The organism is Oleiphilus sp. HI0043, from assembly GCF_001634935.1.
Map to the genome: position 1 here is coordinate 1 of NZ_LWEY01001101.1, position 21,100 is coordinate 21,100.

General features: G+C 45.0%; 23 protein-coding genes. 8 read left to right on the top strand and 15 right to left on the bottom strand.

Annotated features, from left to right (window positions below):
• Positions 1-124: 124 nt before the first annotated feature.
• From tatC to ubiE, 7 genes are read right to left on the bottom strand one after another with little or no spacing between them, the layout of a single operon-like run.
• Complete coding sequence (tatC, locus tag A3729_RS12010) at positions 125-904, bottom strand: twin-arginine translocase subunit TatC (protein ID WP_068510193.1); 780 nt, start codon at positions 902-904, stop codon at positions 125-127.
• Between the two features lie 35 nt (positions 905-939).
• The gene (tatB, locus tag A3729_RS12015) at positions 940-1,329 is read right to left on the bottom strand and encodes a Sec-independent protein translocase protein TatB (RefSeq protein WP_068512008.1); all 390 of its coding nucleotides are present in this window, start codon (positions 1,327-1,329) and stop codon (positions 940-942) included.
• 29 nt (positions 1,330-1,358) lie between these two features.
• Entirely contained in the window at positions 1,359-1,583 is a 225-nt protein-coding gene (gene tatA / locus A3729_RS12020; RefSeq protein ID WP_068512005.1) for a twin-arginine translocase TatA/TatE family subunit, read from the bottom strand.
• A gap of 9 nt (positions 1,584-1,592) precedes the next feature.
• Complete coding sequence (locus tag A3729_RS12025) at positions 1,593-1,925, bottom strand: phosphoribosyl-ATP diphosphatase (protein ID WP_068512015.1); 333 nt, start codon at positions 1,923-1,925, stop codon at positions 1,593-1,595.
• Positions 1,926-1,942: 17 nt separating this feature from the next.
• On the bottom strand, positions 1,943-3,613 hold the full coding sequence (ubiB, locus tag A3729_RS12030) for a ubiquinone biosynthesis regulatory protein kinase UbiB (protein WP_068516722.1): 1,671 nt from the start codon (positions 3,611-3,613) through the stop codon (positions 1,943-1,945).
• 27 nt (positions 3,614-3,640) lie between these two features.
• Positions 3,641-4,342, bottom strand: coding sequence for an SCP2 domain-containing protein (locus tag A3729_RS12035; protein ID WP_068516727.1), 702 nt, complete (start codon positions 4,340-4,342; stop codon positions 3,641-3,643).
• A gap of 10 nt (positions 4,343-4,352) precedes the next feature.
• A complete protein-coding gene (gene ubiE / locus A3729_RS12040; protein ID WP_068516050.1) occupies positions 4,353-5,141 on the bottom strand; it encodes a bifunctional demethylmenaquinone methyltransferase/2-methoxy-6-polyprenyl-1,4-benzoquinol methylase UbiE in 789 nt (262 codons plus the stop codon).
• A 268-nt stretch (positions 5,142-5,409) separates the two neighbouring features.
• On the opposite strand from ubiE, the gene A3729_RS12045 reads away from it, so the two are divergent.
• Both A3729_RS12045 and A3729_RS12050 read left to right on the top strand, forming a co-directional pair.
• On the top strand, positions 5,410-5,685 hold the full coding sequence (locus A3729_RS12045; protein ID WP_068516730.1) for a polyhydroxyalkanoic acid system family protein: 276 nt from the start codon (positions 5,410-5,412) through the stop codon (positions 5,683-5,685).
• Between the two features lie 49 nt (positions 5,686-5,734).
• A complete protein-coding gene (locus A3729_RS12050) occupies positions 5,735-7,603 on the top strand; it encodes a long-chain-acyl-CoA synthetase (protein ID WP_068516732.1) in 1,869 nt (622 codons plus the stop codon).
• A 16-nt stretch (positions 7,604-7,619) separates the two neighbouring features.
• On the opposite strand, the gene A3729_RS12055 is transcribed toward A3729_RS12050, so the two are convergent.
• From A3729_RS12055 to A3729_RS12065, 3 genes are all read right to left on the bottom strand, one after another.
• On the bottom strand, positions 7,620-8,432 hold the full coding sequence (locus tag A3729_RS12055) for a crotonase/enoyl-CoA hydratase family protein (protein WP_068516736.1): 813 nt from the start codon (positions 8,430-8,432) through the stop codon (positions 7,620-7,622).
• Between the two features lie 17 nt (positions 8,433-8,449).
• Positions 8,450-9,196, bottom strand: coding sequence for a hypothetical protein (locus A3729_RS12060; protein ID WP_068514029.1), 747 nt, complete (start codon positions 9,194-9,196; stop codon positions 8,450-8,452).
• A 170-nt stretch (positions 9,197-9,366) separates the two neighbouring features.
• Positions 9,367-10,359, bottom strand: a complete 993-nt coding sequence (locus tag A3729_RS12065) for an alpha/beta hydrolase (protein ID WP_068516739.1) — start codon at positions 10,357-10,359, stop codon at positions 9,367-9,369.
• A 440-nt stretch (positions 10,360-10,799) separates the two neighbouring features.
• Between A3729_RS12065 and A3729_RS12070 the strand changes: the two genes are divergently transcribed.
• Positions 10,800-12,284, top strand: coding sequence for a wax ester/triacylglycerol synthase family O-acyltransferase (locus A3729_RS12070; RefSeq protein WP_068514503.1), 1,485 nt, complete (start codon positions 10,800-10,802; stop codon positions 12,282-12,284).
• 167 nt (positions 12,285-12,451) lie between these two features.
• Positions 12,452-12,775 (top strand): DUF2288 domain-containing protein, encoded by a 324-nt coding sequence (locus A3729_RS12075; RefSeq protein WP_068516741.1) that lies wholly within the window; start codon positions 12,452-12,454, stop codon positions 12,773-12,775.
• Between the two features lie 17 nt (positions 12,776-12,792).
• Here the strand turns inward: A3729_RS12075 and A3729_RS12080 are convergent, their stop codons facing one another.
• The 5 genes from A3729_RS12080 to A3729_RS12100 all read right to left on the bottom strand — a co-directional run bounded on the left by A3729_RS12080 (position 12,793) and on the right by A3729_RS12100 (position 15,794).
• Entirely contained in the window at positions 12,793-13,362 is a 570-nt protein-coding gene (locus tag A3729_RS12080; RefSeq protein ID WP_068509914.1) for a nucleoside deaminase, read from the bottom strand.
• Positions 13,355-13,981, bottom strand: coding sequence for a DUF2238 domain-containing protein (locus A3729_RS12085; protein WP_068516744.1), 627 nt, complete (start codon positions 13,979-13,981; stop codon positions 13,355-13,357). Before A3729_RS12085 ends, A3729_RS12080 begins: the two co-directional genes overlap by 8 nt.
• A 15-nt stretch (positions 13,982-13,996) precedes the next feature.
• On the bottom strand, positions 13,997-14,410 hold the full coding sequence (locus A3729_RS12090) for a DUF6691 family protein (RefSeq protein WP_068516746.1): 414 nt from the start codon (positions 14,408-14,410) through the stop codon (positions 13,997-13,999).
• The gene (locus A3729_RS12095) at positions 14,407-14,817 is read right to left on the bottom strand and encodes a YeeE/YedE family protein (RefSeq protein ID WP_068516751.1); all 411 of its coding nucleotides are present in this window, start codon (positions 14,815-14,817) and stop codon (positions 14,407-14,409) included. Before A3729_RS12095 ends, A3729_RS12090 begins: the two co-directional genes overlap by 4 nt.
• A gap of 62 nt (positions 14,818-14,879) precedes the next feature.
• Positions 14,880-15,794 (bottom strand): alpha/beta fold hydrolase, encoded by a 915-nt coding sequence (locus tag A3729_RS12100; RefSeq protein ID WP_068509332.1) that lies wholly within the window; start codon positions 15,792-15,794, stop codon positions 14,880-14,882.
• A gap of 76 nt (positions 15,795-15,870) precedes the next feature.
• Between A3729_RS12100 and A3729_RS12105 the strand changes: the two genes are divergently transcribed.
• The 4 genes from A3729_RS12105 to A3729_RS12120 form a co-directional block, all read left to right on the top strand.
• Positions 15,871-17,001, top strand: a complete 1,131-nt coding sequence (locus A3729_RS12105) for a YCF48-related protein (protein ID WP_082865196.1) — start codon at positions 15,871-15,873, stop codon at positions 16,999-17,001.
• 45 nt (positions 17,002-17,046) lie between these two features.
• Positions 17,047-19,431, top strand: a complete 2,385-nt coding sequence (locus tag A3729_RS12110; protein WP_068516754.1) for an RND family transporter — start codon at positions 17,047-17,049, stop codon at positions 19,429-19,431.
• A gap of 194 nt (positions 19,432-19,625) precedes the next feature.
• On the top strand, positions 19,626-20,354 hold the full coding sequence (locus A3729_RS12115; protein ID WP_068516756.1) for an SGNH/GDSL hydrolase family protein: 729 nt from the start codon (positions 19,626-19,628) through the stop codon (positions 20,352-20,354).
• Positions 20,355-20,467: 113 nt separating this feature from the next.
• The coding region (locus tag A3729_RS12120; protein WP_156497917.1) for a hypothetical protein at positions 20,468-21,100 on the top strand (633 nt) is incomplete at its 3' end.

Genomic DNA, 21,100 nt, shown 5'->3' on the forward strand with positions numbered 1-21,100 from the left:
TATGTTATCTCCAACTTTTGACTTTAGAGTCTCATGCATATGTTCGAGTTGACGACCGGAAATCTCAGCCAGTGTTTCGCTGTGCATATTTTCGGGGAATAACAGTAGCAGGTTCATCTAATTGTTATTCGCTTACAGGTTCTTCGTTGCGCTTCTTTTCGACGAGTTTTGAAAACAGCACTCCGACTTCAAAGAGAGCCCACATTGGAACTGCTAAAAGAGTTTGCGAAATAACATCTGGAGGCGTCAATAACATACCGATAACGAAGCAGCCAACCACGATGTAAGGGCGTTTTTCACTTAGGCTAGCTGAGCTGGTAATACCTGCCGCAACCAAAATAATGGTTGCGATTGGGATTTCGAAGGCTAAACCAAATGCGAAGAATAGCTTTAGAATGAAGTCAAGATAGCGACTGATATCGGTCATTACAGTGACGCCTTCAGGTGCGGCACTGGTGAAAAAGCCAAACACTAAAGGAAAGACGACAAAGTAAGCGAATGCCATGCCGAGATAGAACAATATTATGCTCGATAGCAGTAAAGGATAGGCGAGCCGTTTTTCGTTCTCATAGAGTGCAGGTGCGATAAAACCCCATATTTGAAAGAGCACATAAGGCATTGATATAAACAGTGCCGTCATTAGAGCCAGTTTGAAGGGGGTAAAGAAGGGTGATGCGACATCGGTCGCGATCATGGTGCTACCTTCGGGTAAAAAGACCCTAAGTGGCTCTGAGACAATCAGGTAGATATCGTTGGCAAAATAGTAAAGGCCTGCGAAGATCAATATAACGCAAAGCACAGAACGCAGGAGGCGTGTGCGCAATTCTATCAGATGGCTGATTAGAGGCTGGCCTTGGTCGACTACAGTGTCGTTTTCAGTTGCGTTGTCAGAAGTCTTACTCATGTCTTTACTATGCTTAGCTTATTACGGAGGCCATGTTATGACTGCTTAGGCTTGTCGTTTTGCGTATTGCTTTGAAGGTCTTTTGACGAATCAGGCTCTTTTGGTGCCTGAAACAGCTTGTCATACTCATCTCTTGGTAAGGGCTCGAACTCTTCAGCTTCTTTGAGGGCGTCTTTAACGGTATTCTGGATCATTTCGACATCTTCATTAATGTCCAAACTCTCGCCCTGCTTTTTAAGCTCGCTTTTTAGGTCTTCGAGTTCTATCTGGCGATTTATTTCCTGAGTGAACTGGCTGGTCATGCGGCGTGCTTTGCCAAACCAGCGACCCAGAGTTCTAGCGGCAACGGGCAGGCGCTCGGGTCCTAAAACCAATAGGCCGATGATAGCGATTAAGACGAGCTCTAAAAAACCAACGTCAAACATAGTATTCGATAGCTAGTGCCTGATCAGGGTTACTTTTGTTGCTCTTTATCATTGCTTTCGACTTTTTCAGCTTTGCCTTCGATGATGTCGCTGTCTTTCTTTTCTACAGCGGCTTTCTCATCATCTTTTATGGCTTTTTTAAAGCCTTTTACGGCGCCACCCAAGTCTCCGCCCATATTGCGTAGTTTCTTGGTGCCGAAAATAAGTGCTACGATCAATAATATAATCAGTAGCTGCATTGGACTGATACCCATAACCTTCTCCTATTTCTGTTTACGAGATGCTTTTTCTTCAAGGCCTGATAAGTCAAAACGACGCTCAAGTTCTTGAAGGATGTCCTTAGCTTCGAGGTCCAGGTGTGAAAGCATTACCAGGCTGTGAAACCATAAATCAGCGGTTTCATAGACTAAGGCTTTCTTACCTTCGTCATCCTGAGCATCTTTGGCTGCAAGAATTGCTTCGGTGCACTCTTCACCGACCTTTTCCAATATTTTATTTAAGCCTTTGGCGTGTAGGCTGGCAACATAAGAGCTGCTGGCATCGGCTTGTCGACGCTCGGCCAAAACTTCTGTTAACTGTTCTAAAACCGTAGACATGGTAACTAAACTGCCTGTTATTTCGTGATTCGTTTGGTGCGGAATATAAAGTACGCACCGACTATTGCTGGCCCGATTTCAGACCAGGTTAAATTTGTTAACCACTGCTGTGTGTCTGGTTTACTTAGGGCAATGGCTAGCACCAACAAGGTACCACCTATCATATAGTCTTTTGTTTGTTTGCGCTGTAGATTTATGTCATTTTTTAGCTGGATAGTTTGCTGTTCGCGCTTTTGTGTAAAGCTATCTAAGTGCTTAATTTGATTCATGGCATCAAATATCAACTTGGGCACTTCTGGTGACTGTTCAAGCCACTCAGGCAAGTGCTGTTTAACGTTTTTCCAAACACCAGGTGGTGCGATGCGCTGTTTCATCCATTTTTCTAGATAAGGTTGTGCCGTGTTCCAAAGATCCAGGTCTGGATAGAGCTGCCGCCCTAAGCCCTCGATGTTTAGTAGGGTTTTTTGCAACAGTACAAGCTGGGGTTGAACTTCCATATTGAAGCGACGCGCTGTTTGGAACAAGCGCAGCAGAAACTGTCCAAAGGATATGTCTTTTAGCGGGCGTTCGAAAATAGGCTCGCAAACCGTACGGATGGCTGATTCAAACTCGTCTGCACGTGTGTCCTCAGGAACCCAGCCTGATGAAATATGTAACTCGGCAACCATTTTGTAGTCACGCTTGAAGAAGGCGAGCAGATTGCGTGCGAGGTAGTTTTGATCCTCAGGCGTTAGTGTGCCAACGATACCAAAGTCGATGGCAATGTATTGCGGGTTGTGAGGATTCTTTGACGAGACGAATATGTTTCCAGGGTGCATGTCAGCATGAAAGAAGCTATCGCGAAATACTTGAGTAAAGAAGATCTCTACGCCGCGTTCGGCAAGTGCTTTCAGGTTGACCCCGGCGGTTCTCAGCGCGTCAACGTCAGCAACAGGAATACCATACACCCGTTCCATGACCAGAACGTGCTGGTTAGTGTAGTCCCAATGAATTTCCGGGATGTAGATCAGTTCAGAATCTAGAAAGTTTCTACGGATCTGGGAGGCATTTGCTGCTTCCCTTTGCAGGTCGAGCTCATCGTAAATTGTTTTTTCATAATCTCTTACGACCTGTACCGGGTGAAGTCGCTTACCATCCACCCAATAGTTTTCCAGAACCAGAGCAAAGAACAGCATGACGGCAATATCTTGGTCGATGGTTCGCTCAATGCCAGGACGAATGACTTTGACGACTACCTCTTTACCTGAATGTAGCGTGGCGCTATGTACTTGTGCAATGGAAGCGGTAGCTAGTGGTTCATCGTCAAACTCTTGGAATACTTCTCCAACCTTCTTCCCCAAGCCTTTTTCAATTAAAGCCTTGGATATAGCTCCTGAAAACGGCGTGACCTGATCCTGTAGGTTTTTGAGGTGATCCGCAATATCATCAGGTAGCAAGTCGCGTCGGGTAGAGAGTATCTGTCCAAACTTAATGAAGATAGGGCCCAGAGTTTCCAAAGCTAAGCGGATTCGCTCACCGCGAGACATCTTCGGTTTTGGAAAAAAGTGCCAAGGTGCAAGAATTAGAAGTAGTCTGGCGCTTAAGGGGAGCTGAGCAAGCGGAATAAACTCGTCTAGGCGGTAGCGACTAATGACCCACAGAATCACGAATATTCTGCGGAGTTTGGTAAGTAGTAATAACTTCGACACGGAGTTTATTGATCTCTTATTTATGCGTTAATTGGTCGTTTGCTCTTGGCTAACAGTGCTATCTTGATTTGACTTATCACCAAGTCGAGCCTTAATTTTCTTCTCTAAAGCTTCGCTTGCCTGATAGAGCTTGTCGATCGCTGCAAATTGCTTTTTAGCAGCAGCCTTATTTGGAAACAGGCGTAATTCATACTTAATAAACTCTTCCGCATCTCTGATCAAAGATTGAGTCAGGTTTTTGCCAAAACTCAAACTTTGGCGAATAGAGGTGCCGATAATATGTGCGGGAATATCGCCGATAACAGAAGCGAGAATGCCTTCCCAGTCAACACTGACGATGCTAAGGAATGCCTGAATTTGTTGAATTCTGACAGATTCGCCACTTAGTTGAATTTCGTTGGTTTTGAAGAGTAAGCTTTTGTCCTTAGAGCTAGCAAGTTTAATAAAGGACAGTAAGGAACCTTTGATCTGAACGCTGGAATGGTCCTGAGCGGGGAGTATGGCAACTCGATAAACCACTTGGGTGTTATCGTCTGACTCGTTACTTTGGGCTTCGTTTTGCTCTTCAACGCCCACATAGATAACTTTGCTAGGGGAACTGACACTAATGGCTAGCACACAGTCTCTAAGGCGTTTTAAATGTTTCTGAGCCGCAGGGTCCATTGAAAGAGCTGTATTGATTGCACTTTCAATAGTAACTGCAATTTTAGTTAGCCGCTTAGTGTCCATAAGGCTCATCTTAAGGTTTTATACCCGTATGTAGAGCAACAATGCCGCCGCTCATGTTGTGATAACGACAATTGGCAAAGCCTGCGTTTTCCATCATACCTTTTAAGGTTTCCTGGTCAGGGTGCATGCGAATAGACTCTGCCAAGTATTGATAGCTTTCACTATCATTGGTGATCAAACGCCCCATTAAAGGCAGAGCCTTGAAAGAGTACTGGTCGTAAACTTTACTGAGCAGGTCATTCTTTGGCTTGGAAAACTCAAGAACCAATAGTCTGCCGCCTGGTTTTAATACGCGTGCCATTGAGGCTAGTGCCTTGTCTTTATCTGTCACATTTCTAAGGCCAAAGGCGATGCTGACACAATTAAAATAGTTGTCTGGAAAAGGGAGTGTTTCGGCGTTGGCTTGAACAAAATCGATGTTGCTGCCGTAGCCTCTGTCTAGTAAACGGTCACGCCCGACATTCAGCATGGATGAATTAATATCGGCGAGAATAACTTGCCCTTGTTCACCAACGCGTTTGGAGAATTGCATGGTCAGGTCTCCCGTTCCACCTGCAATATCCAAGACCTTATGTCCCGGACGGACACCACTGGATTCGATCGTTAACTTCTTCCATACGCGGTGAATGCCTAAAGACATCAAATCATTCATGATGTCGTATTTGCTGGCAACCGAATGAAAAACATCAGCGACTTTTCCTGCTTTCTCTTCAGCTTTGACATTTTTAAAGCCAAAGTGGGTAGTGTCATCTTGTGATTGCTGGGCCTGTGAATCTTGTGTGTGAGACTCTTGGGTCATGGGCTATACTCATCTATATGTAACGCGGATCTAAAAATTGTGCTCATTCTAACTCTGCTGTGTCAGGAAAACTATCATGACTTGTAGGTAAATGAATGAACTTTGCTAGGCAGTTGTTTTGCATCAAGAGCAATCGAGGTAAACTGTCGGGTTTCGCCCGAATAGAAAGCGCTTCGTTAGCTTAAAGATTTAGGGCGTCTAATTGAGCCGCGTTTTGGAAGAAGTTCAAAGTTAGGGCTAGAGCAGTAAACAGATTAGAGAAAAATATATGTCAGTGATACAGGTTGTTCGAGAGCATCATTTGGCTCACGATGAAATTAAGAAGATTTCCGAAGATATGGTCGTCAGTTTGGCTGAGGAATTTGGTGTTAAATATCATTGGGAAGGTGATACAGTGCGCTTCAAAGGTGCTGGAGCTAAGGGGCGAATGACAGTGCTACCACAACAGGTTGACCTGAAAATGGAGCTGGGTTTCTTACTTATGCCTCTTAAATCCAAAATTGAGAAATCAATTATTCGCCGATTAGATGAGTGTCTTTCCTAAGTAAATTTCCGATGATGTAAAGCGCCGAACTAATAAAAAGAGCTAATTTATGGCCCCGATATCCAAGTGTAACGCAGATACTGAAGCAGTGGCGAATACCATCTCATTTCCTCGTTTTGTTTCTAAGCTACCGGCTTTTATCAAAGGTACGCCCAAGAGAGTCAAGGGAATGTATATCGCGAGCCGAAAACCAGGTGATTACCCTGCCGGGATGGGGGTTTGTCTTGAACAGTCGGCCTCAAGAAATCCGCAAGGGCTTGCGTTAATTTTCGAAGAGCGGGAATTTACTTACCAGATCTTCAATCAGTGGGTTAACCGACTTGCGCGATCACTTCTGAACTCTGGTTACGGCAAAGGTGATGTCATTGCTGTTTTTATGGAGAATCGCCCAGAGCTATTGGCCTGTGTTGCTGCGATTGCCAAAATAGGGGCCGTGAGTGCGCTCATCAATACCAGTCAGCGCGCCGCGGTGTTACGCCACAGTTTTGAGCTCGTCGATGCTAAAGCAATTATTGTCGGGCGAGAGCTATTTTCAGCGATTTCTGAGGTAGAGAGTAGTCTTCCTGTTTCTAGTAATGCTCGCTTTTTCTTTGATGATGCTGACACTTTGCTTAGTGATGTTGACCCTGATGCTTTGCCTGATGGCTGGACAGATCTTGCGGCGGTGCAGAGGAAAGAAAGCTCAGAGAATCCGGGTAGTACCTTGAGGAGTCGTCCTTCCGAGGCTTTCTGTTATTTTTATACCTCTGGTACGACCGGGCTGCCGAAAGCGGCTATTTTGACTCATGGACGTTTTATGAAAGCCTTTGGTGGTGCGGGACTGGCATGTTTACAGCTGACACCGCGTGACCGAGCTTATGTGACCTTGCCATTTTATCATGGTACAGCCTTGGTAGTTGCATGGGGCAGTGTCTTGGCTGGTGATGCCTGCTTGGTTATGGCGCGACAATTCTCTGCTAGTAGATTTTGGTCTGAGGTAAGACGAACGCAAGCAACTGCTATTTGTTATGTTGGTGAGTTGTGTCGCTATTTGATGTCTCAGCCAGAAAGTGCTGATGATAAAAATCATCAGGTAAGAATGATTTTTGGTAACGGTTTGCGAGCAAACCTGTGGGCGGGTTTTAAACAGCGCTTTGGTGTCGATAAGGTGATGGAGTTTTATGGCTCTAGTGAGGGGAATGTAGGTTTTCTCAATATATTCAATCATGATTTTACCGTTGGCTTCACGACAATCCCTTACGCCATTGTCGAGTATGATTTAGAAGAAGATTGTCCAGTCAGGCATCACGATGGCTTCCTGCGACGGGTCAAAAAAGGACAGGCGGGATTACTATTGGGTGAAATTACCGATAAAACCCCTTTTGATGGTTATACCGACCCAGAGAAAACCGAACGCACCATCTTGAGAAATGTCTTCAAACAGGGGGATGCTTGGTTTAATACCGGTGACTTGATGCGAGATCAAGGCTTCAATCATGCCCAATTTGTTGATCGCCTGGGTGATACTTTTCGTTGGAAGGGTGAGAACGTTTCGACAACTGAGGTCGAGAATGTATTGGCTCAGATGACTGCTGTAGCTGATGCTGTGGTTTATGGTGTCGAGATACCCGAGACAAACGGTAGAGCGGGAATGGCATCTATTACGCTTGAGAAAGGTGCTCATTTTGACTCTTCAGAGGTCTACCAACATTTAAGTGAGAATCTGCCCGCATATGCCCGGCCGATTTTTATTCGATTGTCTTCATCGATGGAGACAACGGGAACCTTCAAATACAAGAAAACTGACTTGAAGAAAATTGCTTATGATTTGGAGCAGATAACAGACCCGGTATGGGTCTGTCTTCCAGGCGACACAGCTTATCAGCCCTTTAATGCTGAATTACAAGCGGCTGTTGAGGCGGGAAAGTATCGCTTCTAGCCTGTTTGATTCAAGCTTAGCTGCGATTCTTAAAAGGTAAGGGCTTCGCGCCTTTGGTGCCTTGGCTGACTGCTGCTCTCTGGTTGTAACGACCGATCAGCTTGCGTTGTAATTTTGTTTCCCAATTTAAAGCCTGTTTGATGGTGCTAAGCCAGGTTTTGTTGAAAAGCAGCTTGTTGCTGGCAACGGCATCTGGCGAGCGCTGTTTGATCTCTTCAGCGAATTCGACTGCCTTGGTCATCGGGTCATCATAGATATGGGTAATCAAGTTATATGATTTAGCCTCTTCAGCATTGAAAACTCGGCCCGTCATCGCAAGCTCTTTGACGATATCAATCGGTGCCAGCTCTCTCAGCGTTAGTGTGCCGCCCATGTCGGGAATCAGACCCCAGCGTGCTTCCATGATAGAGAATTCGCAATCGGGTGTGCTGTATCTAAAGTCGGCACCCAATGCGATTTGAAAGCCGCCTCCCCAGCATTTTCCGTGTGTCACTGCAATGACAGGAACGGGAGCATCGCGCCACAGGTAGCTGACATCCTGGGCCAGGTTTGAGGCCTTGGTGCCGGGTTTAACCAAAAGTTTGAGCGCGGCTACCGGACTTTTCAAAACGCTTTTTATGTCTAGTCCAGAGCAGAAAGCATCACCGTCACCAGATAGAATGACCGCTCTGATAGACTTGTTCTTTTTAAGTTCTTTAGCCACTTTTGCAATGGCCTCAAACATAGCTATATCGAGTGCGTTGAGCTTACTTGCACGAACTAAGGTTACATAGGCAATTTGATCTTTAATCTCCAGCCTTACTCGTTCAAGAATGATGCGGTCGGTCATGTGTATTTCCTTTGTGCTTATATGCTCAGGTCAAAATTGAAGGGGTGATTATTGCCTTGATAAATCTCATCGAGATAGACGGTTTCTCTTTCGCTTAAGGTATTCATCAGCGTGCGTACATCCTTCATGCTATGAAAGGCTTCAAAGCCGGTCATTAAGAATTGATGAAGTGCTTGTAGTCCAGCCATTTCTGCGGCACCTTCGGTCATGCGTAAGGTAAATAAGATGACGGAGCTACGCGCATACTTGTCGAGTTTTTGTCCCAGCTGTGAAGTCAGTTGTATCTGGTATAGTCGCTGGCCATGATTGTCGCTAGCGCGATAAGCTTCACAATAGATCTTCTCGTTTAGCTCATTGCTGTTGTGTTCAATAAATATGATTTCAGCAAGCCGCTGATCTAGCTGCTGAGTAAGTAAGTTTAGTTCTACCAGAAGACTCACTGTTTCAAGAATTTTTTTTGGTAAAAGCTTGATCATTTTAGGAAATATTCGCTCAAGATCCCGATCGCGGTCGCTGAAATCCTCGGTTGAATATAAATCCGTAAACAGGAAGGATAAGCCGTCTTGATAGTCGCTTGATTGATAAAAATCGCGATGACTGAACTTTAAGCGCTCACTTTGCCAGTGAGCGAGTTTTGCCAAGTGGTGGTCGATATTGTCGAGCTTTGATTGCTGTTGGAAGTCGTGATAATTGAGCATTGCCTCTCTTAGCCTTTTGGCCGCAGGGCTAGAAGCATGGGTGTGAAGAAGCTTGTCACGGCTCATAGTGATCGCGGATCCCTGATACTCAATAGAACAGGTTTGGAATTCTATAGAAAGACAGGCGCTGAATCGAGTGGAATTTTTGAATGCCTGGTGTTGAGAGCTGTTTTGGCGCTGAAGGCTGTTTTGGGCGCTGAAGGCTCAACGCCGGAGTCACTATCTGCTAAGAAGTGCTACACGCCTGCAGATAATTGTAGCTTCTTTTGCTGGTCGGGGTTGAGTTTCATTGTTGGACGAGCGGGCTTGTTGCTAAGAACGGTGGGCATGTCGTCAAGGCTCGGTGTCCATTTAGGGTCGTCCAGTGATACGAAATGGCTCATCGCATCAGTTTCAACAATTCTCACGGCATTCGGGCTATGCTTGGCACTGGCAAGCATTAAGTCACGGTCAAGAATTCTATCTAGTTTAGGGATTAGGAAGGTGCCATGCTTAACATGCTCATAAACTGAATAGTCAGCTTTATCCATCCAGGCAAACAGGTTCTCAATGTTGCGCACGATAGTCAGATGGTCTTTGGTTGCACTAAACATCTTATTGAGCAGTTGTTTCTTGCGCTCATTGGTCTTGCCAAAAAACATTTGTCCATAAGACGATGAAGGTGTGCTATTAATCATACGAACAACCCAGGGCCACATACCATGGCTGACAGGTTCCAGCATTGCTGAAACTAGTGGGTGAGTTTTACCACCAGGCAAGGCTGGCGCTTCGAGAATTAGCTCAACATTCTTATAGAGTTCTGGTCGAAAGCTTACCGCTTGGAGAATAACGGCGCCGCCACGAGAGTGACCGTGAATACGAATGTTTTCAGTTGTCGGTAAATTTTCGAGAGCCTGGTTAAGGACGCATGCATCGTATTCAATGGTCGCTTCAGGGTACTTAATAGGTATTTCCCACTCAGCTGGCTCTGGGATAGGGCCGCTAACAGGAACGTGGTAGTTACTGCAGGTCAATAATACCAATTCTGTAGAAGAATCATTATAGAGTTGCGTAAAGTAGCAATGATTTTCCAAAAAACCGTGAACGCCAATAACGGTATGTTTCGCTTGGCTGCTATGGTTTCGAATGCTAACCGCGCCTTTACCGACGGTGAAGACCTTGCCCGAAAACATTTCGGTATAGCTTTGTTCGATCGGCTTTATCAGTTTGCGCGCATGGATTGCTTGCATTTTACTCTCCCAACTCTCTAATAGTCATGCTGCGCTTAAAATTTGGCAGCTGGCTTTTCCGGCGTTTGCACACTTGGAAGGCCCTGTGACTATGGCTTTGCTTAGGTTTCACTTTGTATCTGAAACCGTGCAAATGTTAGATTATTTATCAATAAGTATACGCAGCTTGAGCAACAATGGAATATTAAATTGGTCAAACAATGAGCGCTATTTAGAACTTAAGTTTAAAAGCGTCTGTAACTCTATGAAATAATTATGGCAGATGGGCTTATTTTTCGGTGTTAAAAAATGTAACATTTGGTTTCAATTGAAACTTGAATGTCATATTGCTCAGATATAACACTACTTTCTTGGTGCCGTTTCGCCAAGATATCTGCTATCTTTGCAATCACTATCGTTCTGTCGTTCTCATTACATAAAAACAATATTTGGGGTCAGGCATGAGTAACAGCAAATTAAAACCTTTAACAGGTGCTGATACAGCTTGGTTGCGTATGGACTCTCCTACCAACCTGATGATTATAAATGCCATGCTCATTACCGAGAGTATGGCTTTTGATGATTTTAGAAATACCATCATTAATCGTTTCTTACGTTTTCCACGCTTTACTTCTTGCCCTGTATTCAAGACCGGGCAGTATTATTGGCAGGAAGATCCTTACTTCGATATTGATAACCATGTTAAACGTGTTGCGCTAACAGGTAATGCAGACAAAGAAGCTCTACAGAGCTATCTTGCGGATCAGGCGAGCATACCGCTGGATGCAAGCAAACCTTTGTGGCAGCTATTGTTTGTCGATAACTATGAGCAGGGTAATGCGATTATTCTGCGGGTTCATCATAGCTATGCAGACGGGCTAGCTTTGATTTCTGTTTTTCACTCGATTACCGATGATGCGCCGAATGTGAAACCGTTTTCACCTTCATGTGCGGATAACGACGAGGTAGCGGCCGAAGAAAGTGAGACACTTACTGATATTAATTACGAATGGCCCCGGTACCAGAAAGTAGTGGATACTGCGAAAGTTCGTGTAGATCGGTATGCCTCATTGGCTAGGAAAGTCTCTTCTGAAGGTATTCAGGTATTACGCGATAAAGAAGCACTTAGAGAGCTTGTTGGTGATGGAGTTAAAGCAGCGGCAGAACTAGCTCAGTTGGCGACGATGGCACCAGACCCTAAGCGTGTCTTGAAGGGTAAGTTAGGTGTTCGCAAAACCTGTGCCTGGTCTGAGCCGATAAGCTTTGATAAGTTTTACGGTATTTCCAAGGTGGTTGGCTGTAAGATTAATGACTTGTTGATTTCTTGTGTTGCGGGTGCCTTTCGCGAGGAGTTGCTGCTTGCAGGTGAAGAACTCGATGGCAAGCAGGTTCACGTGACCTTGCCTGTCAATATTCGCCCTGAAAGCAAAGTGGATATGGCTGGTAACCCTGACGACCTGGGTAACTGCTTCGGAACGGTTTTTGTGGCTTTGCCTGTTGGGATCGAGAATCCGCTGGAGAGAGTCTACAAGATTAAGCATGACATGATTTCTTTGAAACAGTCTCTTCAACCAGCTTTGTCCTACGGCATTCTTTATGCGGCAGGCATGCTGCCTAAAAATGTTCAGAAAACCCTATTGGAAAGTTTTGGTAACAAAACCTCCGCTGTCTTATCTAATGTGCCTGGTTCTAGAGAGACTCGCTACCTAGCTGGGGCTGAGATTAAAGAGCAGATGTTCTGGGTTCCCCAGACGGGTGATATCGGTTTAGGTTTGAGCATCATTAGCTATGCGGGGCAAATTCAGTTTGGTTTGGTTGGCGATGCAAAGCTGTTCCCTAACCCTGAGCGTATTGTGAAGCACTTTGTTGAACAGCTCGAGAAGCACCGTACTGACATCGTATCAAGTTATATTGAAGACCTTGTTCAGCCTGTGATGGCCTCGTAACTAGCAGTCCTTGAGTGTTTGTTAGGATCTAAAAAGTATCCAGTATATGAATCGTTCATTATTACTGGATACTTCTAGTGTAAATTCAGTATCATTACCTGCTTTAAGGCTGCGAGCGACGAAAGCTTGCTGTTCGAAACTCCTTTGAAAGTAAAGTTAGGTAGCTTATGTCCGATAGTCCGTCACTCAATGCTAATGACCAAGTTCCACTTAAGCATAAACTCAACTTGGAAACTGCTAGAGCTCCCTGGCGCGAGCTACAGACTTTCTTCGCCTCGGGCATGGTGCTATACGTTGCTCCGGGTCTTGATCTATTGTTGGTGGGCGAGCAGTTTGCGGCAGATAATGCTCCGATCTTCAAGGAATGGCTAGCCTCGGGGCAGGTTGCCCAGGTTTCAGATGATCAGGCCTTAGCCTGGTATGAGGCCGATGCCGAACTGTGGACTTTAGTGATTAAACCTTGGATTCTAGTCCAGGCGGTTTCTAAATAAACTTAGTTCTGAGAATGCTAGTAAATATGTCCATTTTTATTAGCATAGCTGTTTAGTACGGCTTTGGCTTCGTCTCGGCAGACTTCAGTTATTACTTCTATCTTTCTTTTTTCAAGACCCGCTTTCCAAGCATTGGGTTTATCTCCTTCGTCAAAGCCTATCGCTTCGGCATCTTTGCCTGTTGCCGCACAGACGACGCGATGAATACCTGACCAGGGGATTGCTCCCAGGCACATAGCGCAGGGTTCGGTACTGGTAAGCAGTTCTAACCGGTGCTCGGATTTTGCTAGTTCGTAACTACCCAGTTGTTGTTGAGCCAAGCTGATAGCAAGGATTTCTGCGTGTAATATTGATAGACCTTGGCTTGTGACCAGGTTGACACCTAAAGATATCAGTTTGCCAGACTCGGTCTCAAAAACGCCTGCGGCAAAGGGGCCGCCAGTATCTTTATTAATGTTTCTTTGTGATGCCGCGATGACGAACTTCATTCGCTCGCTCAGGCTTTCACTTATCTGGTAGCTAGCACGATATTCACTTAACCAGTTAGGAAGCTGGATTTCTAAAGAGTTTGCGTAGGGGTCAATCATCTTTTACACGGCTTTTAAGACTGAGTAACTGGCGGTTATGTGTTTTCGAGAGTGTGATAATAGCCAGAATCGCGCCTACCAGTGCAATTGCCATATCAGATTGAGTATCCCAATTATCGCCTTGAGTACCTAAAAATGCTTCTGCTGCCTGGTCTGATAAGAGTGCGACCCACCATTCGATAAGTTCATAAAATGCGCTGAAGGCCAAGCATATGCTAATAATATAGAAATTGAGCCAGCTGACGCCGTTAACGACCTGCTTTCGAATAAGGATTTCTCTGGCAAGAATGGCTGGGACAAAGCCTTGTGCGAAATGGCCAACTTTATCGTAATTGTTGCGGTCCAAGTCCCAGGCTTCTTTTATCATGTCGAACAAGGGGACTTCTGCGTAGGTGTAATGTCCACCAATCATTAAAATGATACAGTGAATCAGGATTAGGAAGTACAGCAGGGGCGTCAGTGGAAAGCTTCGCCTTGTCGTAACGATTAATACCAGGCCGATGATCGCCGGAGCGACTTCTAGCACCCAGGTATACAAGTCTATAGGTTCGTAGCCTGACCAGCCGAGCACGGCAAAATAGAGTGTAAGCCAAAGAACTTGAGTTGCATTTGCCGGCATAGCTGTCCACGTCCCTTAAGGTTGCTTTTTTCCTTGTACAGTATGGATGATCGTACCACCAAGCATCGCTGCGACAAACAAAAAAGTATCGCTGTGCAAGTAGCTTAAGGCGGCAATAGCCGGGCCAGGGCAGTAGCCATAAAGCCCCCAGCCGACGCCGAACAAAACAGAACCAATGATCAGCCGCTTATCCAGTTTTTGTTTGTTTGGAAGACAAAACTCGCTATTTATTATCGGCCGACGCTTGAAAATAAAATGGTAGGCGAGCATGGTCGTTCCCACGCCGCTAGCCATAACAAACATTAACGTCGGATCCCAGTTGCCGAATAGGTCGAGAAAGCCAAGGACTTTTTCTGGGTTAGTCATACCTGAAAAAGCGAGCCCCAGGCCGAATAACAGACCAAAGAAAAGATATATTAGAGCATTCATATGACATGCCTCACGATAGCTACCGTGATGATTCCGCTTGTCATAAAACAAAGTGTAGCGATGATCGAACGCAGGGAAAGGCGACTAATGCCGCAGATGCCATGGCCGCTGGTGCAGCCACTGCCCATTGACGTACCGTAGCCCACAAGTAGTCCGGAAAGGATAATAATAACCGGATGGTTTGGAATGGGTTGAGAATTAATTTGGCTGAGCTCGCTTAAGCACAATGCACCTAAAGCCATTCCTGCTAAGAAGGCAAAACTGTTTAAGGTATTACCTTGTGTGCGCTTAACAAGGCTCTGAATCATGCTGCTGACACCGGTGATACGACCGTAAAAAAGCATAATAAGGCTGGCCGAAAGACCTATCAGTAATCCACCAATTAATGCGGGTGTTATATTCTCCACGAGTACTCCGAGAAATGTTGTTTAAATTTCGGCGGCAGCATAACAGTTTTTTAGGTCAAAATTTAGGCTTGGGCAAAACCTTTTAGTGTCTGAAAAAAGCGATAAGGTTGATCGATAAGCGGTGTATGCCCGCTGTTTCGGAAAGTGAGAACATCGCAATTGGGGTGATGGTCGGCAATGCGGAGTTGGCCGGTACAGGGGTACATCGTTGATTTAAGCCCAACGACTAATGTCAGCGGGCTATTCAGCTTAGCGATAACGTCGAGCATGTCGTAGTCTTGTTCTATGTAGGCTTTCAGACAGGTGATGTAAACGGGCCAGTTATCGACAGGCATTATTTTGCGGGCCAAAAACTCATTTGAGCATACTCTCCTGGCAATCGCTTTGTGGGATGAGCGAGACAGCGCATCAGAGAAGAAGCTTGCTAAATTATCCCATAACTCTTTTCTTAGTGTTTTGGGGAGGGTGTCGTAGGCTGCCTGAGCCTCAATATAAGGGTCTAGCTTGCCTATTAGGTCTGTCGCTTCGGAGAGTCTTTCTTGGTTTTCTGCGCCAAAAAGCCCCCATTTCCACTCACTATCATTAAGGCATTTGGGACTTTGGTCGATATGTAGATAACGTTCAACCTGATTGTCGCTATATTTTTCCTGGTACTTAAGTGCAACAAAGGCGCCCATTGATATACCAGCTAATTTAAAACTCTCCAGCTCTAAGGAAGTGATTATTTGCTGTAGATCGTCTGCGTAATTGGACATGACGCAATCCCGGTCATGGTTGATGTGATGGGAAAGGCCAAAACCTCGCAAATCGGGAATGATAAAACGCTGCTTTCTTGCTAAGGGCAGGGCAAAAGGTAGCCAATGCAGAGACTGCATACCAAAGCCATGGAGTAGAATGATCGGAGCTGTGTTAGCGTTTTTGGGGCCAAGGTCGCGCACATAAATTCGCTGACCGTCAGCAGTATTGATATATGGCATAAATTCTTTTTCTTATTGCTATTGATGAGCTAAATTTATTAAGCACCTACTTATTACGGAAAGAATACTGAACATCATGTTGAATAGCTATGCTTGCCTCAAAATGCTGCACCGCCTTTTTCTATTGCTTTTGCTTGCAGGGCCACTTAGTGCGCTTGAATTAAAGGATCGTTTAGATGAGCCTTCGCGAACCTTCAACAATGTCGAGAAGTCGGCTTTTCTTGATGTCACGACTCTCGGTGATCGATTGCTAACAATCGGCGAACGCGGCGTCATTGCTTACTCTAATGACGGAGGTGAAAACTGGGTTCAGGCAAAGGTGCCTGTTTCAACGATGCTCACAGCGATGTACTTTGTTGATGATACCCATGGCTGGGCAGTGGGGCATAGTGCCGTGGTTCTTCATACGCAAGATGCTGGCGAAAACTGGACGCTTCAGTTTGATGGCAAGCGAGCTAATGAGCTGCTCCTTGACGGTGCTAAAGCAGACTATCAAGCTCTTCGGGAAGAGTACGATGCCGCCGATGAGGAAGCTCAGGACGATTTGTCCTACGATTTAGATGATGCCGAATTCGCCCTATCGAATGCTGAGTTTGATAGCCAGTTAGGGCCAGCGAACCCTCTTTTGGAAGTGTATTTTGAAAACAAAGATAAAGGCTATGTTGTCGGTGCCTACGGTTTATTTTTTGCAACCGAGGATGGTGGTAAGACCTGGTTTTCGATGGCAAACCGTTTAGAGAATTTTGACCGTTACCACCTAAACTCAATTGCTGTTTTATCCACTGGTGCCGTTTTGATAGTCGGTGAGGCCGGCACAATGTTCGCCTCATATGATCAGGGGGAGAGCTGGGAAACCTTATATAGCCCATATGAAGGCTCTTTTTTTGGCATTCAGGAAGTCCCTCAGGTCAAAGAAGTGTTGATTTATGGTTTGAAAGGCAATGTGTATAGCTCAGCCGATGAAGGTCAATCATGGGATAAGGTTGCTACGCCTGCAACGACTAACTTAACCGGCTCTACGATTGATGAAAATGGCGTGGTGATATTAAGTGGCTTTTCAGGTGTGATTGTACGCAGCACCGACCAGGGTAAGACTTTCTCTAAAGTTAAACAGTCGGGTCTAGAGGCTTATAACGCTGTTGCGACATTAAAGAACTCTGAATTGGTGCTGGTGAGTGATCATGGTGTCCACTTTCAGCCTTATTAAGATGCGAATCTGACACTTGAAAAGTAAGAAGAGTGAAAAACGATAATGAGTGAAATCGAACAACAAGAGTTACAGAGCGTTAGTCTTGCTGAGCCAATGGTCGAGCGGTGGATATTTAGCCGAAGGCTGGTTGTCTTGTGCTTATTCCTCTCTGTATCTTTGTTTTTGGCTTATATGGGGACGAAGGTAAGGCCTGATGCCAGCCTGGAAAGAATGATCCCCTTAGAGCACCCTTATGTTATCAACTTCCTTGAGAACAGAGAGGACCTTGAGAACCTGGCGAACTTTATTCGAATCTCGGTCGAGGCCAAGCAAGGTGATATTTTTGATAAGGATTATCTGGATGTACTAGAGAAAATTAGTGATGAAGTGTTCTATTTACCAGGGGTGGATCGTACAGGGTTAAAGTCTCTGTGGACGCCTAATGTTCGCTGGGTTGAAGTGACAGAAGAGGGTTTTCAGGGAGGGACAGTTATCCCTCATGACTATGATGGAAGTGACGCCAGCCTGGAACAAATGAGACAGAACATCTTGCGCTCGGGTGAAATCGGTCGCCTGGTAGCGAATAATTTTAAGTCTTCGATTGTCTATGTCCCCTTGTTGGAGAAAAACCCAGAGACGGGGGAGCCGTTAAATTACCTCGACTTTTCTAGGGTGTTGGAAGAAAACGTTAGGCAGCGCTACGCGGGAGAAGGATCTAAGGTCAACATTCAGATTGTTGGCTTTGCCAAAAAAATTGGCGACTTGATTGAAGGTTTCTCTGCGATCGTTGTCTTTTTCGCTGTTGCTGTATTGATTACTGCGGCTTTGCTATTTCACTATTCCCGATGTCTTACCAGCACCCTGGCAGCTGTTGGCTGCTCCATTGTTGCGGTGGTATGGCAAATGGGGATTATGCACTTACTAGGCTATGGTCTTGATCCTTATTCGGTGCTGATTCCTTTTATTATATTCGCGACTGCTATTAGCCACTCGGTCCAGTTTATCAATGGCTTGACCCACGAAATGGGCGCAGGGTTTGAGTCACTCGAGGCAACGCTTCGTACTTTTCGTCACCATTATGTGCCAGCGATGCTTGCCTTGATTAGTGATGCAATTGGTTTCATGACCCTGATTGTGGTTGAGGTGGATGTGATAAAAGACTTGGCCGTTGGTGCCAGTGTTGGTATTGCCAGTATTATCATCACCAATATGGTATTGCTGCCTATTATTATGTCTTACTTTGGTGTGACTAAGCGTGGTATCGCGCATGTGCGTAAGGTAGAAAAGCACCCCAGCCCGATATGGGCAAGAATAGCGAAGATGGCATCTCATAAATATGCTTTGCAGTTTATTATTCTTGCGCAATTTGCTGTGGCAATGGGTCTTTATGTCTCCCAGGGGTTGAAGATTGGAGAGCTAGATGCGGGTGCTCCCGAGTTACGCCCTGACTCTCGTTATAACCTGGATAATGCATTTATTACCAGTAACTACTCGACCAGTGCTGATGTCATGGTGCTGATGGTTAAGACGCCACAAGAGCAATGTGTATCTTATGAAGTGATGGATTTAATGGAGCGTTTGCAGTGGGAGCTAAATCATACTGAGGGTGTTCAATTAAGTGTTTCGATAGTGAATATTTCAAAGGCGGTCACCAAAGCATTTAATGAAGGGAGTTATAAGTGGTTTGAATTATCGAGAAACCAGAAAATTATCGACACTTCTTTGCAGCACGTGCCTTCGGGCTTTATTAATCGCGATTGCAGCTTAGCCCCTATTTTCATTTTTCTTAATGACCATAAAGCGGAAACCTTGCAGCGAACGGTTGATGTGGTAGAGGCTTACACGGAGACCTTTGAGTCAGATGAGGTGCAAATATTGTTGGCGGCTGGAAATGCAGGTATTGAAGTCGCGACTAACCAGGTGATAGCTGAATCACAGACTTTTATGATGGTTATTGTTTATGTGATTGTCGGAATGATGGTTTTGCTCGCCTACCGCTCTATGCGAGCCGTTGTTTGCATTGTTATGCCTTTGATGATGACTTCCATTCTATGTACGGCCTTGATGGCCTTTTTAGGCATTGGTGTGAAGGTTTCAACCTTACCAATTATTGCTTTGGGTGTGGGCTTAGGTGTCGATTACGGTATCTATATCTACTCTCGTCTAGAGGAGTACCTAACGCAAGGCATGACTTTACAGAGAGCTTATTTCCATACGCTCCACTCAACGGGTAAAGCCGTTGCTTTTACAGGGCTGACCCTGGCTATCGGTACTACAACCTGGATCTTTTCGCCGATCAAATTTCAAGCGGATATGGGGATACTGTTAACCTTCATGTTTCTTTGGAATATGCTTGGCTCAATTACCCTATTACCCATGCTCGCCTATTACTTTGTCAAAGATGGTGAGGAGGATGAGCTTGTTGTGTATCGAGATGACCTGGCCTGAGATAACTCAGAGTCGAGACCGGGTCGACAACTTTGAACTCGTGACCGCAAATGTCAAAAACAGGCAAGTGCTGTCATGGAGAGGCGCCGGCTAATAATGCTAATGTGCCTTTTTTACATCAAGTCTAGCGTGGGCTGATGTTGTGTAAAAAGATTATACAAAACAATCATTACATAAAATAAAAAGGACTCATTATGAAGAAAATAATCGCATTATTACTTATTTCTGCGGGACTCACAGGCTGTGGCGGTGTTGGTAGTCTAGTCAGCAATGACCGTGTAACAGACGCTGACAACGATCAAGTTGTAACCATTGGGGATTCGATTTTCGCTTTATCCGGTAAGATTCAGGATATTCTTGAAGACTATGCTGGAGAAACGTTCCGTCAATATACTATCTCGGGTGCAGAAGTAACGGGCGGTATCTATGCAACTGATATTGCAACGCAATTCGAGATTGCCAAGAACGATAATCCGAATATCCAGACGATCGTTATGGATGCTGCAGGTAACGATATTCTTATCCCTATCATTACTATGTTTGACTGGTACAACTGTAAGACAGAGTGGTATCAGTGGTGGGGTTTAAGCTCTTCTTGTAAAAACCTGATTGACGACTTGTATGTTGATGTCGTTAATTTGTTGAATAATATCGATGCAAATGGTGTTGAAAACGTTATCTTCCTTGGCTACTACTACCCTAAAAATGCACTACTTTGGTTGGATGATGTGGAAGAAGCGGTTGATTATGGCGATATGCGTTTAGCCCAGGCATGTGCGAACTCTACAGCAAATTGTACCTTTATCGACCCTCGCTCAGTAATCAATGACCGCGATATTATTATTGATGGTATCCATCCTGCGACCAGTGGCTCGCAAAAGCTCGCTGACCTTATTTGGCCAGTATTGCAGCCAATGTTATAAAAGAGGATAGGGCCTGCGACCTGATATCGTAGCAGGCTATCTATTGGATATCTTAATTAGGCAACCCACTTGTGAAGCAAGTGGGTTGTTTTCATTTTAAGGAATGATAATCAATGAAGAAATCGATTATTGGGCTGGTAGTGGTAGCTGGTAGTGTTACTGTCTATCAGTTGAGCGTTAACTCGATGGATATAGCAAATACCTCTCTGGAGCCAGAGAGTATCTTAGGAAATTATAGCCTGGAGGTGCCGGTTCAAGCTGTTAACGAAACTGAGTTAGGCGCTTCGGAATACGATGACTTTGATCTTCAGATATTAGCTCAGCTAAGAGCAGACTATAAAGAACATATTGCCGAGTTGAAGGTTCAAGCGAGTCTTTTAACAGTAAAACGTTATATATTGGAAAAGTATCCGGAAAGTGGGGAGGAGCGTTTTACTCGCCTTGTGCTTGCAGCGTTCCCTGAATTTGCCGAGTCTATTTTTCGTGTCATTGAAGGTTTAGAGCGCTACCAAAACTGGGTTTCAGAAGAGTATTTATACCTGGAAGAATTATCTCCTTTAGCAAAAAACGGTATGCTCTGGGAAAAGCGTAGAGAAATTTTTGGCAGTGATGCCGAACTAATTTGGCAAGATGAGAAAGATAACCTTAACCAAAGCAAACTTAGAATGCAGGAAGTTTTTCATCAGCTAGATCAATCAAATGAGACGAGCCTGGATGAAAAGCTATTTCAACTTCGTAGTGCAATT

Excerpts from the sequence above, each read along its gene's own strand:
- tatC (WP_068510193.1), bottom strand. The coding sequence starts at position 904 with ATGAGTAAGACTTCTGACAACGCAACTGAAAACGACACTGTAGTCGAC.
- tatB (WP_068512008.1), bottom strand. The coding sequence starts at position 1,329 with ATGTTTGACGTTGGTTTTTTAGAGCTCGTCTTAATCGCTATCATCGGC.
- tatA (WP_068512005.1), bottom strand. The coding sequence starts at position 1,583 with ATGGGTATCAGTCCAATGCAGCTACTGATTATATTATTGATCGTAGCA.
- A3729_RS12025 (WP_068512015.1), bottom strand. The coding sequence starts at position 1,925 with ATGTCTACGGTTTTAGAACAGTTAACAGAAGTTTTGGCCGAGCGTCGA.
- A3729_RS12035 (WP_068516727.1), bottom strand. The coding sequence starts at position 4,342 with ATGGACACTAAGCGGCTAACTAAAATTGCAGTTACTATTGAAAGTGCA.
- ubiE (WP_068516050.1), bottom strand. The coding sequence starts at position 5,141 with ATGACCCAAGAGTCTCACACACAAGATTCACAGGCCCAGCAATCACAA.
- A3729_RS12045 (WP_068516730.1), top strand. The coding sequence starts at position 5,410 with ATGTCAGTGATACAGGTTGTTCGAGAGCATCATTTGGCTCACGATGAA.
- A3729_RS12050 (WP_068516732.1), top strand. The coding sequence starts at position 5,735 with ATGGCCCCGATATCCAAGTGTAACGCAGATACTGAAGCAGTGGCGAAT.
- A3729_RS12055 (WP_068516736.1), bottom strand. The coding sequence starts at position 8,432 with ATGACCGACCGCATCATTCTTGAACGAGTAAGGCTGGAGATTAAAGAT.
- A3729_RS12060 (WP_068514029.1), bottom strand. The coding sequence starts at position 9,196 with ATGAGCCGTGACAAGCTTCTTCACACCCATGCTTCTAGCCCTGCGGCC.
- A3729_RS12065 (WP_068516739.1), bottom strand. The coding sequence starts at position 10,359 with ATGCAAGCAATCCATGCGCGCAAACTGATAAAGCCGATCGAACAAAGC.
- A3729_RS12070 (WP_068514503.1), top strand. The coding sequence starts at position 10,800 with ATGAGTAACAGCAAATTAAAACCTTTAACAGGTGCTGATACAGCTTGG.
- A3729_RS12075 (WP_068516741.1), top strand. The coding sequence starts at position 12,452 with ATGTCCGATAGTCCGTCACTCAATGCTAATGACCAAGTTCCACTTAAG.
- A3729_RS12080 (WP_068509914.1), bottom strand. The coding sequence starts at position 13,362 with ATGATTGACCCCTACGCAAACTCTTTAGAAATCCAGCTTCCTAACTGG.
- A3729_RS12085 (WP_068516744.1), bottom strand. The coding sequence starts at position 13,981 with ATGCCGGCAAATGCAACTCAAGTTCTTTGGCTTACACTCTATTTTGCC.
- A3729_RS12090 (WP_068516746.1), bottom strand. The coding sequence starts at position 14,410 with ATGAATGCTCTAATATATCTTTTCTTTGGTCTGTTATTCGGCCTGGGG.
- A3729_RS12100 (WP_068509332.1), bottom strand. The coding sequence starts at position 15,794 with ATGCCATATATCAATACTGCTGACGGTCAGCGAATTTATGTGCGCGAC.
- A3729_RS12105 (WP_082865196.1), top strand. The coding sequence starts at position 15,871 with ATGTTGAATAGCTATGCTTGCCTCAAAATGCTGCACCGCCTTTTTCTA.
- A3729_RS12110 (WP_068516754.1), top strand. The coding sequence starts at position 17,047 with ATGAGTGAAATCGAACAACAAGAGTTACAGAGCGTTAGTCTTGCTGAG.
- A3729_RS12115 (WP_068516756.1), top strand. The coding sequence starts at position 19,626 with ATGAAGAAAATAATCGCATTATTACTTATTTCTGCGGGACTCACAGGC.